The sequence below is a fragment of the Pseudomonas sp. NPDC098740 genome, assembly GCF_044760065.1.
Taxonomy (GTDB): Bacteria; Pseudomonadota; Gammaproteobacteria; order Pseudomonadales; family Pseudomonadaceae; genus Aquipseudomonas; species Aquipseudomonas rossensis.
Map to the genome: position 1 here is coordinate 1 of NZ_JBIWAM010000043.1, position 13,650 is coordinate 13,650.

General features: G+C 58.2%; 10 protein-coding genes. All 10 read left to right on the forward strand.

The window, feature by feature from the left end; genetic code table 11:
• The first annotated feature begins 42 nt into the window (after positions 1-42).
• Positions 43-2,394 (forward strand): outer membrane protein assembly factor BamA, encoded by a 2,352-nt coding sequence (gene bamA, locus ACIQU2_RS28390; RefSeq protein WP_403145832.1) that lies wholly within the window; start codon positions 43-45, stop codon positions 2,392-2,394.
• Between the two features lie 45 nt (positions 2,395-2,439).
• Positions 2,440-2,943 (forward strand): OmpH family outer membrane protein, encoded by a 504-nt coding sequence (locus ACIQU2_RS28395; protein WP_008028980.1) that lies wholly within the window; start codon positions 2,440-2,442, stop codon positions 2,941-2,943.
• Positions 2,944-2,945: 2 nt separating this feature from the next.
• A complete protein-coding gene (lpxD, locus tag ACIQU2_RS28400; protein WP_347804993.1) occupies positions 2,946-4,001 on the forward strand; it encodes a UDP-3-O-(3-hydroxymyristoyl)glucosamine N-acyltransferase in 1,056 nt (351 codons plus the stop codon).
• Between the two features lie 107 nt (positions 4,002-4,108).
• Entirely contained in the window at positions 4,109-4,549 is a 441-nt protein-coding gene (gene fabZ / locus ACIQU2_RS28405; protein WP_008154051.1) for a 3-hydroxyacyl-ACP dehydratase FabZ, read from the forward strand.
• Positions 4,546-5,322 (forward strand): acyl-ACP--UDP-N-acetylglucosamine O-acyltransferase, encoded by a 777-nt coding sequence (gene lpxA, locus ACIQU2_RS28410; RefSeq protein ID WP_282482280.1) that lies wholly within the window; start codon positions 4,546-4,548, stop codon positions 5,320-5,322. Before fabZ ends, lpxA begins: the two co-directional genes overlap by 4 nt.
• Before the next feature lie 2 nt (positions 5,323-5,324).
• A complete protein-coding gene (gene lpxB, locus ACIQU2_RS28415) occupies positions 5,325-6,455 on the forward strand; it encodes a lipid-A-disaccharide synthase (RefSeq protein ID WP_403145837.1) in 1,131 nt (376 codons plus the stop codon).
• An 11-nt stretch (positions 6,456-6,466) separates the two neighbouring features.
• A complete protein-coding gene (gene rnhB / locus ACIQU2_RS28420; RefSeq protein WP_347804997.1) occupies positions 6,467-7,093 on the forward strand; it encodes a ribonuclease HII in 627 nt (208 codons plus the stop codon).
• An 83-nt stretch (positions 7,094-7,176) separates the two neighbouring features.
• Positions 7,177-10,698, forward strand: coding sequence for a DNA polymerase III subunit alpha (gene dnaE / locus ACIQU2_RS28425; RefSeq protein ID WP_403145838.1), 3,522 nt, complete (start codon positions 7,177-7,179; stop codon positions 10,696-10,698).
• 150 nt (positions 10,699-10,848) lie between these two features.
• Entirely contained in the window at positions 10,849-11,796 is a 948-nt protein-coding gene (locus ACIQU2_RS28430) for an acetyl-CoA carboxylase carboxyltransferase subunit alpha (protein ID WP_008154040.1), read from the forward strand.
• Positions 11,797-11,922: 126 nt separating this feature from the next.
• Positions 11,923-13,251, forward strand: coding sequence for a tRNA lysidine(34) synthetase TilS (gene tilS / locus ACIQU2_RS28435; RefSeq protein WP_403145841.1), 1,329 nt, complete (start codon positions 11,923-11,925; stop codon positions 13,249-13,251).
• Positions 13,252-13,650 lie beyond the last annotated feature (399 nt).

A 13,650-nucleotide genomic window follows, 5' to 3' on the forward strand; every position in this document is an offset into this window, starting at 1 on the left:
AGTTAGCAGCATCTGCTGCTAACTGCGGTTCTCACCGTATTGATGATCGCCGAAGTTCACGCCGAGTCCTTCACTATCTCTGATATTCGCGTCAATGGCCTCCAGCGGGTCTCCGCGGGTAGCGTCTTTGGTGCTTTGCCGTTGAACGTCGGTGAACAGGCGGATGATCGTCGCCTGGTGGAATCCACTCGTGCGTTGTTCAAAACCGGTTTCTTTCAAGATATCCAGCTGGGCCGCGATGGCAACGTCCTGGTCATCACGGTAGTCGAACGCCCGTCGGTCGCCAGTATCGAGATCGAGGGTAACAAGGCGATCTCCACTGAAGACCTGATGAAAGGCCTCAAACAATCCGGTCTGGCCGAAGGCGAGATCTTCCAGCGCGCCACCCTCGAAGGTGTGCGTAACGAGCTGCAGCGCCAATATGTCGCTCAGGGTCGCTACTCGGCTACCGTCGACACTGAAGTGGTGCCGCAGCCGCGTAACCGCGTTGCGTTGAAGGTCAATATCAACGAAGGCACCGTTGCTGCTATCCAGCACATCAACGTGGTGGGTAACACCGTCTTCCCTGATGAAGACCTGATCGACCTGTTTGAACTCAAGACCACCAACTGGCTGTCGTTCTTCAAGAACGATGACAAGTATGCTCGTGAAAAACTTTCCGGTGACCTGGAGCGTCTGCGCTCCTACTACCTGGACCGTGGCTATATCAACATGGATATCGCTTCGACCCAGGTGTCCATCACTCCGGACAAGAAGCACGTCTATATCACCGTCAACGTCAATGAAGGCGAGAAGTACACCGTCCGTGACGTCAAGCTCAGCGGCGACCTGAAAGTCCCTGAAGACCAGGTCAAGTCTCTGCTGCTGGTCCAGAAAGGCCAGGTGTTCTCGCGCAAGTTGATGACCACCACGTCCGAACTGATCACCCGCCGTCTGGGTAACGAGGGTTACACCTTTGCCAACGTCAATGGCGTGCCTCAGCCTCACGATGAAGACCACACCGTCGACATCACGTTCGCCGTCGATCCGGGCAAGCGTGCTTACGTGAACCGCATCAACTTCCGTGGCAACACCAAGTCCGAAGACGAAGTGCTGCGCCGTGAAATGCGTCAGATGGAAGGCGGCTGGGCTTCGACTTACCTGATCGACCAATCCAAGACTCGTCTTGAGCGTCTGGGCTTCTTCAAGGAAGTGAACGTCGAAACACCGGCCGTGCCGGGCGTCGACGACCAGGTAGATGTGAACTACAGCGTTGAAGAACAGGCCTCTGGTTCGATTACCGCCAGCGTTGGTTTTGCCCAGAGCGCCGGTCTGATCCTCGGTGGTTCGATTACCCAGAACAACTTCCTGGGTACGGGTAACAAGGTCAGCATCGGCTTGACTCGCAGTGAATACCAGAGCCGTTATAACTTCGGTTATGTCGACCCGTACTGGACTGCTGATGGCGTGAGCCTGGGTTACAACGCGTTCTACCGCACTACCGACTATGACGACCTTGACGTCGATGTGGCCAGCTATGCCGTAGACAGCCTGGGTGCAGGCGTGAGTGTCGGTTATCCGATCAGCGAGACTTCGCGTCTGACCTTCGGCCTGACCGCGCAACAAGACAAGATCAAGACCGGTCAGTACACCGTTGACGAGATCTTCGACTTCGTTAACAAGGAAGGCGACAACTACCTGAACTTCAAGGCTTCGGCCGGCTGGTCCGAATCCACACTGAACAAAGGCGTATTGGCGACCCGTGGTCATTCCCAAAGCCTGACACTGGAAACCACCACGCCTGGCAGCGACCTGTCGTTCTTCAAGCTTGATTACCGTGGCCAGTTGTTCCAGCCATTGTCTGAAAACTACACCATGCGCCTGCACACCGAACTGGGCTATGGCGATGGTTATGGTTCTACCGATGGCTTGCCGTTCTATGAAAACTACTATGCTGGTGGTTTCAACTCGGTTCGTGGCTTCAAGGACAGCACCCTCGGTCCTCGCAGCACCCCAAGTCGCGGTGCGGCTGTGACGGGTAACACCGGTACGCTCGCTGACCCGGACCAGGACCCGCTGCCGTTCGGTGGTAACGTTTTGATCCAGGGTGGTGTCGAGGTTCTGTTCCCCCTGCCATTCGTCAAGGATCAGCGTTCCCTGCGCACTTCCGTATTCTGGGATGTGGGTAACGTATTCGACTCCAAGTGCGAAAAAACGACGAACGCAAATGTCGGTTCAACTGCTCAAACAGCGTGTAACGACATCAGCCTGAGCAACATGGCCAGCTCCGTCGGTGTAGGCGTGACCTGGGTTACCGCACTGGGTCCTCTGAGCTTCGCATTGGCCATGCCGATCAAGAAACCGGATGAAGCTGAGACTCAAGTGTTCCAATTCTCCCTCGGCCAGACGTTCTAAGCGTCTGACCCAAGATAACGACAATGGATTTTGTAGGAGTGCATCGTGCGTAAGTTGACTCAATTGGTTCTCCTGGCGACCGTACTGGTAGCAGGTCCGGCTTTTGCCGACATGAAAATCGCCGTTCTGAACTATCAGATGGCTCTGCTGGAATCCGATGCGGCCAAGAAGTACGCCGTTGATGCCGAGAAGAAGTTCGGCCCACAGCTGACCAAACTCAAGACTCTGGAAAGCAGTGCCAAAGGCATCCAGGACCGTCTGATGGCCGGCGGCGACAAGATGCAGCAAGGTGAGCGTGAACGCCTGGAACTCGAGTTCAAGCAAAAGGCCCGCGACTTCCAGTTCCAGTCCAAGGAACTGAACGAAGCCAAAGCCGTTGCCGACCGTGAAATGCTGAAACAGCTCAAGCCGAAACTGGACAGCGCTGTGGAAGAAGTCATCAAGAAAGGTGCTTTTGACCTGGTCTTCGAGCGTGGCGCAGTGATTGATGTCAAACCTCAGTACGACATCACTCGCCAGGTTATCGAGCGCATGAATCAGCTGAAGTAACCATGACAGCGACTATAAAGCTCGGCCAATTGGCCGAGTTCCTCGGCGCCACACTGCGTGGCGACCCGGAGAAAGAAATTACTGGGCTAGCCACTTTGCAAGAGGCTGGCCCAGCTCAGTTGAGCTTTCTCGCAAACCCCCAATACCGTAAATACCTGGCTGACAGCCGGGCCGCAGCCCTGTTGCTGAAGGCCGCTGACGCTGAAGGTTTTGCAGGTAATTCGCTGGTCGTGCCTGATCCGTATCTGGCCTACGCGCGGATTTCCCATCTGTTCGATCCCAAGCCAAAGGCCGCTGTCGGTGTTCATTCGACAGCCGTTGTGGCAGCGGATGCAGTGGTCGATCCAGCGGCGAGCATTGGTGCTTTTGCGGTGATCGAAAGCTGCGCACGTATTGCTGCGGGTGTGACCGTTGGCGCGCACTGCTTCATTGGTGCCCGCTGCGAGATTGGCGAGGGCGGCTGGCTGGCCCCGCGAGTCACGCTGTACCACGATGTTCGCATCGGTAAACGGGTGGTGATTCAATCGGGTGCCGTACTCGGTGGCGAAGGTTTCGGTTTTGCCAACGAGAAAGGTGTCTGGCAGAAGATCGCTCAGATCGGTGGTGTGCTGGTCGGTGACGACGTGGAGATTGGCGTGAATACCGCTATCGATCGCGGTGCACTGGCCGATACCGTTCTGGGTAACGGGGTGAAACTCGACAACCAGATTCAGATCGCCCACAACGTCCAGGTCGGTGATCACACCGCCATGGCCGCGTGCGTGGGGATCTCCGGCAGCACCAAAATCGGCAAGCATTGCATGCTCGCCGGTGGCGTAGGGCTGGTGGGGCATATCGAAATTTGCGACAACGTTTTTATCACCGGGATGACCATGGTGACCCACTCGATTACCGAAAAGGGTTCCTATTCTTCCGGTACGGCCATGCAACCGGCAGCCGAATGGCGCAAAAGCGCGGCCCGTATCCGTCAGCTCGATGACATCGCGCGGCGTCTGCGACAGCTGGAAAAGCGTGTTGGGGAAGTGACCCCTGACGGTAATGCTTCATCAGATGGCTGATACCATTTCCATATCAAGTGTGCACAGCCGCTAGACTGCCTCCTTGATTTGCTAGAGGGGTGCGCGTCAGTCGCGCCTCCCAATCTTTACATAGGCTTCCCCCCGAAATGATGGACATCAACGAGATTCGCGAATACCTGCCTCACCGTTACCCGTTCCTGCTGGTGGACCGGGTCGTGGATCTGGATGTGGAAGGCAAGCGCATTCGCGCCTACAAGAATGTCAGCATCAACGAACCGTTCTTCAATGGTCACTTCCCTGCGCATCCAATCATGCCGGGTGTGTTGATCATCGAAGCGATGGCTCAGGCTGCCGGCATCCTTGGCTTCAAAATGCTCGACGTGAAGCCTGCCGACGGCACGCTCTACTACTTCGTCGGCTCCGACAAGCTGCGTTTTCGCCAGCCCGTCACCCCAGGCGATCAGTTGATCCTCGAAGCCCGCTTCATCAGCTGCAAGCGTCAGATCTGGAAGTTCGAGTGCCAGGCTTCGGTCGATGGCAAGCCAGTCTGCTCTGCTGAAATCATCTGCGCGGAACGCAAACTATGAGTTTGATTGACCCTCGCGCAATCATCGATCCGACGGCTATCCTGGCCGACGGCGTCGAGGTCGGCCCTTGGTCGATCATCGGTGCAGGTGTGGAAATCGGCGAGGGGACAGTGATCGGGCCGCATGTGATTCTCAAAGGCCCGACCCGAATCGGAAAGCACAACCGCATCTACCAGTTTTCTTCGGTAGGTGAGGACACTCCCGATCTGAAATACAAGGGTGAAGAAACCCGGCTGGTCATCGGTGACCACAACGTCATCCGGGAAGGCGTGACGATTCACCGTGGGACCGTTCAGGACCGTTCTGAAACAACCTTGGGCGATCACAATCTGATCATGGCCTATGCCCACATCGGCCACGACAGCGTCATCGGCAACCACTGCATCCTGGTCAATAACACCGCGTTGGCGGGCCATGTGCACGTTGAAGACTGGGCGATCCTGTCCGGTTTTACCCTGGTTCACCAGTATTGCCATATCGGCGCCCACAGCTTTTCCGGTATGGGCACCGCCATCGGCAAGGACGTCCCGGCGTACGTTACGGTGTTCGGCAACCCGGCCGAAGCCCGCAGCATGAACTTCGAAGGCATGCGTCGTCGCGGTTTCAGCGAAGATGCGATCCACGCGCTGCGTCGTGCCTACAAGGTGGTTTACCGCCAGGGGCTGACGGTCGAACAGGCGCTCGCCGAGCTGGCTGAACCGTCGGCCCAGTTTCCGGAAGTCGCGGTGTTCCGTGATTCCATCCAGTCTTCGACCCGCGGCATCACTCGTTAATCATGGCTAATCTGCGTATTGCGCTGGTGGCGGGTGAGGCTTCCGGCGACATTCTTGGCGCGGGTCTCATGCGCGCACTCAAGGCTCAGCACCCGGCAGTCGAGTTCATCGGTGTTGGCGGTCCGCTGATGCAGGCCGAAGGCCTGACCTCGTATTTCCCGATGGAGCGTCTTTCGGTCATGGGCCTGGTGGAAGTGCTGGGCCGATTGCGTGAGCTGATGGCTCGCCGCAAGAAGTTGATCGCCGACCTGATCGCCGAGAAGCCGGATGTGTTCATCGGCATCGATGCCCCGGACTTCAACCTCAATATCGAACTGAAGCTGCGTCAGGCCGGAATCAAGACCGTGCATTACGTTAGCCCGTCGGTTTGGGCGTGGCGGCAGAAGCGGGTGCTGAAGATTCGCGAAGGCTGCGATCTGATGCTGACGCTGTTCCCGTTCGAAGCGAAATTCTATGAAGAGAAGGGCGTGCCGGTGCGGTTTGTCGGGCACTCACTGGCCGATGCGATCCCGCTTGAAGCCGATCGCGCCGGCGCGCGGGCTGAACTCGGCTTGCCCGACGGGCCGTTGGTCGCACTGATGCCCGGCAGTCGCGGTGGCGAAGTTGGCCGTCTCGGTGCGTTGTTCCTCGATACGGCCCAGCGTCTGCAAGCCCTGCGCCCTGGTGTGCGGTTCGTCATGCCTTGCGCCAGCCCCGAGCGTCGCCAGCAACTTGAAGAGCTGCTGGCGGGCCGAGATCTGCCGCTGACATTGCTCGATGGCAAATCCCATCTGGCCCTGGCGGCCTGCGACGCGGTACTGATTGCCTCCGGAACGGCGACCCTGGAAGCGTTGTTGTACAAACGGCCGATGGTGGTCGCGTACCGCTTGGCACCGCTGACGTTCTGGATTCTCAAGCGCATGGTGAAAAGTCCCTACATCTCCTTGCCGAACCTGCTGGCCCAGCGCCTGTTGGTGCCCGAGTTGCTGCAGGACGATGCGACGGTTGAAGCCTTGGCCCAAACGCTGTCGCCACTGATCGAAGGCGGTGAAGAACAGACCCGCGGCTTCGATGAAATTCACCGTACCTTGCGTCTGGACGCCTCCAATCAGGCGGCGGACGCGGTACTGAACCTGATCGGCAAAACACAATGAGCAAAGCAAGCATTCAGATGGGCCTGGACTTCACCCTGGTCGCCGAAGTTGAAGATCTGGTCGCCGGCGTCGACGAAGTCGGTCGCGGCCCGCTTTGTGGTGCTGTGGTGACAGCCGCGGTGATCCTCGATCCGAACCGTCCGATTCTGGGCCTGAATGATTCGAAGAAGCTCACCGAAGCACGCCGCGAAAAACTCTACGACGAGATCTGCGAAAAAGCCCTGAGCTGGTGCATTGCTCGCGCCGAAGTCGAAGAAATTGACGAGCTGAACATTCTCCACGCCACCATGCTGGCCATGCAGCGCGCGGTCCAAGGTCTGCACATCACGCCGAAACTGGCGATGATCGATGGCAATCGTTGCCCGAAGCTGTCGATGCGCGCCGAAGCAGTGGTGCAGGGCGACGGCAAGGTACCGGCCATCGCCGCGGCATCGATTCTGGCCAAGGTCAGCCGAGATCGTGAGATGGCAGCATTCGAACTTATTTACCCGGGTTACGGCATCGGCGGCCACAAAGGCTACCCGACGCCCGTTCACCTGGAGGCGCTGGCCCGCTTGGGGCCAACGCCGATTCACCGCCGCTCGTTCGCCCCGGTACGCCTGGCTTACGAGGCGCGGGAAAACCTGATCGAGAGTTAGTCGCAAGGCTGATGTTTTTGCCAAGGCCCGGTACAATCCGGGCCTTGTTGTCTTCACGTTTCTAGTTTCTAGACAGGATCACTATGCCGGCTTCATTCGTTCATCTACGCCTGCACACTGAGTATTCCCTGGTCGACGGTCTGGTGCGGATCAAACCGCTGGTCAAGACCCTGGTCGGCATGAACATGCCTGCCGTAGCGGTCACCGACCAGAACAACATGTGTTCCCTGGTCAAATTCTATAAAGCCGCCATGGGCGCCGGGATCAAGCCGATCTGTGGCGCCGACCTGTGGCTGTCGAACAAGGATCCGGATAACGCTCTGAGCCGGATCAGCCTGCTGGCGATGAACGCCGTGGGTTATCGCAACCTCACCGAACTGATCTCCCGCGGCTTCATCGACGGCCAGCGCAATGGCTCGGTCATCATCGAACGCGAGTGGGTGGCCGAAGCCAGCGAAGGCTTGATCATGCTGTCGGCGGCAAAAGAAGGCGAGATCGGTCTGGCGATGCTCAGTGGCAACCCGGCCGAAGCGGAAAACCTGGCGCGCGAATGGATGGCCGTGTTCCCGGATCGCTTCTACCTGGAAATCCAGCGCACCAACCGCCCCAACGACGAAGAACAGTTGCACGCTGCCGTGGCCCTTGCCGAGAAAATCGGTGCGCCACTGGTCGCGACCAACGACGTGCGCTTCATCAAGCAGGAAGACTTCGCCGCTCACGAAACTCGCGTTTGCATCGGTGAGGGCCGTGCCCTCGATGATCCGCGGCGTTCAAAAAATTACAGCGATCAGCAATACCTCAAAAGCGCCGAGGAAATGGCCGAGCTGTTCAGTGACATTCCCGAAGCGCTGGAAAACACCGTCGAGATTGCCAAGCGCTGCAACATTGAAGTGAAGCTGGGCACTCACTTCCTGCCCAACTTCCCGATCCCCGATGGCATGACCATCGACGAGTACTTCCGCAAGGTTTCCTTCGATGGTCTGGAAGATCGCCTCAGCGTTCTGCTGCCCAAGGACACCACCGAAGACTACGAAACCAAGCGTCAGGTCTACGTCGACCGGCTGAATTTCGAGCTGGATATCATCATCCAGATGGGCTTCCCCGGTTACTTCCTGATCGTTATGGACTTTATCCAGTGGGCCAAGAGTAACGGCGTGCCGGTGGGGCCGGGCCGTGGATCGGGTGCCGGGTCGCTGGTGGCCTACGTGCAGAAGATCACCGACCTCGATCCGCTGGAATATGACCTGCTGTTCGAACGTTTCCTTAACCCGGAACGGGTATCCATGCCCGACTTCGACGTCGACTTCTGCATGGACGGTCGTGACCGCGTAATCGACTACGTGGCCGAGAAGTACGGCCGCAACGCGGTAAGCCAGATCATCACCTTCGGTTCCATGGCAGCCAAGGCTGTGGTCCGCGACGTGGCGCGGGTACAGGGCAAGTCCTACGGTTTGGCGGATCGTCTGTCGAAGATGATCCCGTTCGAAGTCGGCATGACCCTGGAAAAGGCCTACGAGCAGGAAGAAATCCTGCGTGACTTCATCAAGGTTGATGAAGAGGCCGCGGAAATCTGGGAAATGGCCCGCAAGCTGGAAGGCGTTGTGCGTAACGTCGGTAAGCACGCCGGTGGTGTTGTTATTGCCCCGACCAAACTGACTGACTTCTCGCCAATTTATTGCGATGAGGCCGGTGATGGTCTGGTCACCCAGTTCGACAAGGACGACGTTGAAGCCGCTGGCCTGGTGAAGTTCGACTTCCTCGGTCTGCGGACCCTGACGGTCATCGACTGGGCGCTGAAAACCATCAACCGTGATCGCGCCAAGGTCGATGAGCCCCCGCTGGATATCGCGTTCATCCCGCTGGATGACAAGCCGACTTACCAGTTGCTGCAAAAAGCTGAAACCACCGCGGTGTTCCAGCTTGAGTCGCGCGGCATGAAAGAGCTGATCAAAAAGCTCAAGCCCGACTGCCTGGAAGACTTGATCGCACTGGTGGCCCTGTTCCGTCCGGGCCCGTTGCAATCGGGCATGGTGGACGACTTTATCAACCGTAAGCACGGTCGCGCCGAACTCGCGTACCCGCACTCGGACTACCAGTACGAAGGCCTCAAACCGGTTCTGGCACCGACTTACGGCATCATCCTGTATCAGGAACAGGTGATGCAGATTGCCCAGGTCATGGCCGGTTACACCCTTGGCGGCGCGGACATGCTGCGTCGAGCCATGGGTAAGAAAAAACCCGAAGAAATGGCCAAGCAGCGCGGCGGTTTCATTGAAGGTTGCAAGAGCAACAATATCGACGCCGACCTGGCCGGTAACATTTTCGACCTGGTAGAGAAATTCGCCGGTTACGGCTTCAACAAATCCCACTCCGCCGCTTATGGCCTGGTGTCCTACCAGACCGCCTGGCTGAAAACGCATTACCCGGCGCCATTCATGGCCGCGGTTCTGTCGGCGGATATGCACAACACCGACAAGGTCGTGACCTTGATCGAAGAAATTCGCACCATGAAGCTGCGTCTCGACGCGCCGGATGTGAATACTTCGGAGTTCAAGTTCACGGTGAATGACGAAGGCCGAATTATTTACGGCCTCGGCGCGATCAAAGGTGTGGGCGAAGGTCCGGTGGAAGCCATCACCGAGGCGCGCCAGGAAGGTCCGTTCAAGGATCTGTTCGATTTCTGCGCCCGTGTCGATCTCAAACGTATCAACAAGCGCACCCTGGACGGTTTGATCCGCAGCGGTGCGCTGGATCGTCTGGGGCCTTACTTCCATGACGAGCAGAAAGCCTATCAGGCCAATATCGACCGCAACCGAGCGGTCTTGCTGAACGCCATGGAAGGGGCGATCAAGGCGGCCGAACAAACCGCGCGTACCCACGACAGCGGTCATGTCGACCTTTTTGGCGGTCTGTTCGTCGAAGAAGACGCCGATGTCTACGCCAATCACCGCAAGGCCAAGGAACTGACCCTCAAGGAACGCCTGAAAGGGGAGAAAGATACCCTGGGCCTGTACCTGACCGGTCACCCGATCGACGAATACGAAGGTGAGATCCGCCGTTTCGCCCGTCAGCGCATCATCGACCTGAAACCGGCCCGTGATACCCAGACCGTCGCGGGCATGATCATCGCCCTTCGAGTCATGAAGAACAAAAAGGGCGACAAGATGGGTTTCATCACCCTCGACGACCGCTCCGGGCGGATCGAAGCGTCGCTGTTCGCCGAAGCATTCCATTCGGCGCAGTCGTTGTTGCAGACCGACGCGATGGTGGTGGTCGAAGGCGAAGTCAGCAACGACGATTTCTCCGGTGGCTTGCGGCTGCGGGTCAAGCGGGTGATGAGCATGGAAGATGCACGCACCAACCTGGCCGAAAGCCTGCGTTTGAAGCTGCAGACCCAGGATTTGAAAGGCGATCAGCTACGCTGGCTCGGTGAGTTGTTCAAGCGTCACCGTGGCGCGTGCCCGATCACCATGGAATACACCAGTCCCGATGCGAAGGCCTTGCTGCAGTTCGGCGAGACCTGGCGGATCGACCCGGCGGATGCCTTGATTCAAGCCCTGCGTGACCAGTTCGGGCGAGACAACGTCTTCCTCCAATACCGTTGACGGTCAGGTGCCGCTCTTCCAAAAGGGAGCAGCTCTGATCTCGACCCAATTTTTAATCTCGACCTGAACGCGCCTCTCCCTTAAGGTAGGGCGCGAATAGACAACCGGCCGGCCCAAGCTCTCTTGGATGTCGACCCAAGACGGACGCCTATGAACCCGAATTTTCTAGATTTCGAACAGCCGATCGCCGACCTGCAAGCCAAGATCGAAGAGTTGCGCTTGGTCGGTAATGACAATTCGCTGAATATCGGCGATGAGATCTCCCGCCTGCAGGACAAAAGCAGCACGTTGACCGAAGACATCTTCGGCAAGCTGACCAGCTGGCAGATCGCGCGTCTGGCGCGTCACCCGAAACGTCCATATACCCTGGACTACATCGAACACATCTTCACCGAGTTCGATGAACTGCACGGTGACCGTCACTTCTCCGACGACGCTGCGATCGTCGGCGGCATTGCCCGTCTGGACGACCAGCCGGTGATGATCATCGGTCACCAGAAAGGCCGTGAAGTGCGCGAGAAAGTTCGTCGCAACTTTGGCATGCCGCGTCCAGAAGGCTACCGCAAGGCTTGCCGCCTGATGGAAATGGCCGAACGTTTCAAGATGCCGATCCTGACCTTCATCGACACCCCGGGCGCCTACCCTGGTATCGACGCTGAAGAGCGCAATCAGAGCGAAGCGATTGCCTGGAACCTGCGCGTCATGGCACGCCTGAAAACCCCAATCATCGCCACCGTGATCGGTGAAGGTGGTTCCGGTGGTGCGCTGGCGATCGGCGTTTGCGATCAACTGAACATGCTGCAGTACTCGACTTACGCGGTGATTTCGCCGGAAGGTTGCGCTTCGATTCTGTGGAAGACCGCCGAAAAAGCACCGGACGCTGCTGAAGCCATGGGCATCACTGCCGAGCGCCTCAAAGGCCTGGGCATTGTGGATAAAGTGATCAGCGAGCCTTTGGGCGGCGCGCACCGTAATCCGGCTGCTGCGGCTGCATCGATCCGTGCCGAGCTGAGCTCGCAGCTGGCGATGTTGAAGAAGTTCGATAACGAAGCGCTGTTGGCTCGCCGTTACGAGCGTCTGATGAGCTACGGTCTGTAACTGTACTCGCTACACCCCTGTAGGAGCTGCCGAAGGCTGCGATCTTTTGATCGTGAAAATGCAAGATCAAAAGATCGCAGCCTTCGGCAGCTCCTACAGGGGATTTATGTGGAATGATCGATCTCTATGAGTCCTTCCAATATCGATCTGTCTGCCAGGTTCCTGCTAAACCTGAGCCCCTGGCGCACCGCCACAACCTGGCGCATCGCCTTCTCCGGTGGTCTCGACTCCACCGTTCTGCTGCACCTTCTCGTACACCTCGCGAAAACCGACGCCCTGCCGGCGCTAAGCGCCATCCATGTTCATCACGGCCTTCAGGCTGCGGCTGATGCGTGGCCGGACCATTGTCAGTCGGTCTGTGATGCGCTGGGTGTGCCGCTGCAGGTTGTTCGCGTGCAGGTTCAACCCGGCGCCAGCCTTGAGCGTGCTGCCCGGGATGCGCGATATGCCGCGTTCATCGAGGCGACTCAGGCCAATGAAGTGTTGATGACTGCCCAGCACCGTGACGATCAGGCGGAAACGTTGTTATTCCGGCTGTTGCGTGGGGCAGGGGTGAGGGGATTGTCGGGGATGCCACGCCAGCGCCCACTCGGTAAAGGGCAGCTGCTGCGGCCATTGCTCGATGCCACTCGGGCTGAACTTGAAGCCTATGCGGCGGAGCATCGGCTGAGCTGGATTGAAGACCCATCGAACCAGGATCGGCAATTCTCGCGAAATTACCTTCGCCATCAGGTGTTCCCGGTATTGACCAAGCGCTGGCCGCAAGCGGTAACGACCATGGCCCGCAGCGCTGCACATTTGAGTGAAGCGCAGGGATTGCTCGATGAGCTTGCGCAAATCGACCTGACTGACGCCAGCACTGCCAATGATTTTGATTGGCTGGGATTGCCGTCCCTGGAACTGGGGGCATTGGAAAGGCTGTCTGCTGCTCGTCAGCGTAATGCCTTAAGTCATTGGCTCGAACAGCTGACGCGACTGCCGGACAGTGACCATTGGTCGGGTTGGGAGAATTTACGTGATGCCACCGGCGATGCCTGCCCGATCTGGCGGCTGGCGGATGGCGAACTGCATCGGGCGGGAGGGCGCATCTGGTGGTTGTCCGGTAGCTGGTTGCGCACGCCGCCAGTCGTTGGAATCTGGCCTGATCCCTCGCTATCGCTGGTGTTGCCGGACAACGGTGTGATCACACTTACCGGCCAAATCCCCGATGGTCCGCTGCATATCCGCTATCGTGAGGGAGGTGAGGTGATGAATCTGCCCGGTCGCGGCCATCGCGATCTGAAGCGATTGCTCAATGAAAGCGGCGTGCCGGGTTTCGCCCGTGGCAGATTGCCGCTGCTCTACCGAGACGAGCAATTGCTGGCGGTGGCCAACCTGCGGGGCTTGGGCGGCAGTGTAAAGGACCGTTGGAATTTGCATTGGCAGCCGCCGACCGAAGATCAAGGTTTGAGCTGAAAGGGGCTTTCCGGTAGACTACGCTCCCTTCTTGATACAACTTCTGTGGATTCGCCTGAATTGCAGGAGTTGCCGATTACCAAGCAGTCTTTGCTGGGCGATTCCAAAAAATGTGTAGCGAGCAACGTACCGGTGTTTCAACGTCCGGTCTGTCCCAACGCGGCGGTTTTTTTGAAAGGTGCACTGTGATTAATGCAGGTGATCGGGGGCTTCGGCCTTCCTTCGCTTTCCCCGGCGGCTCGGACCGCTTTAACGCAGACTTCTAGGGTTTTTCATGACGCGCTACATATTCGTCACGGGCGGTGGGGGTTCGGGGTGGGGGTGTGGCGTCGCGGCGGCGGCAGTGGCGGCGGGGGGGGGGGGGCGGGGCCGGTAGGGGCAAAAAAAAAAAACAACCAC

Coding starts and splice junctions, on each gene's coding strand:
- bamA (WP_403145832.1), top strand. CDS start 43: ATGATCGCCGAAGTTCACGCCGAGTCCTTCACTATCTCTGATATTCGC.
- lpxD (WP_347804993.1), top strand. CDS start 2,946: ATGACAGCGACTATAAAGCTCGGCCAATTGGCCGAGTTCCTCGGCGCC.
- fabZ (WP_008154051.1), top strand. CDS start 4,109: ATGATGGACATCAACGAGATTCGCGAATACCTGCCTCACCGTTACCCG.
- lpxA (WP_282482280.1), top strand. CDS start 4,546: ATGAGTTTGATTGACCCTCGCGCAATCATCGATCCGACGGCTATCCTG.
- lpxB (WP_403145837.1), top strand. CDS start 5,325: ATGGCTAATCTGCGTATTGCGCTGGTGGCGGGTGAGGCTTCCGGCGAC.
- dnaE (WP_403145838.1), top strand. CDS start 7,177: ATGCCGGCTTCATTCGTTCATCTACGCCTGCACACTGAGTATTCCCTG.
- ACIQU2_RS28430 (WP_008154040.1), top strand. CDS start 10,849: ATGAACCCGAATTTTCTAGATTTCGAACAGCCGATCGCCGACCTGCAA.
- tilS (WP_403145841.1), top strand. CDS start 11,923: ATGAGTCCTTCCAATATCGATCTGTCTGCCAGGTTCCTGCTAAACCTG.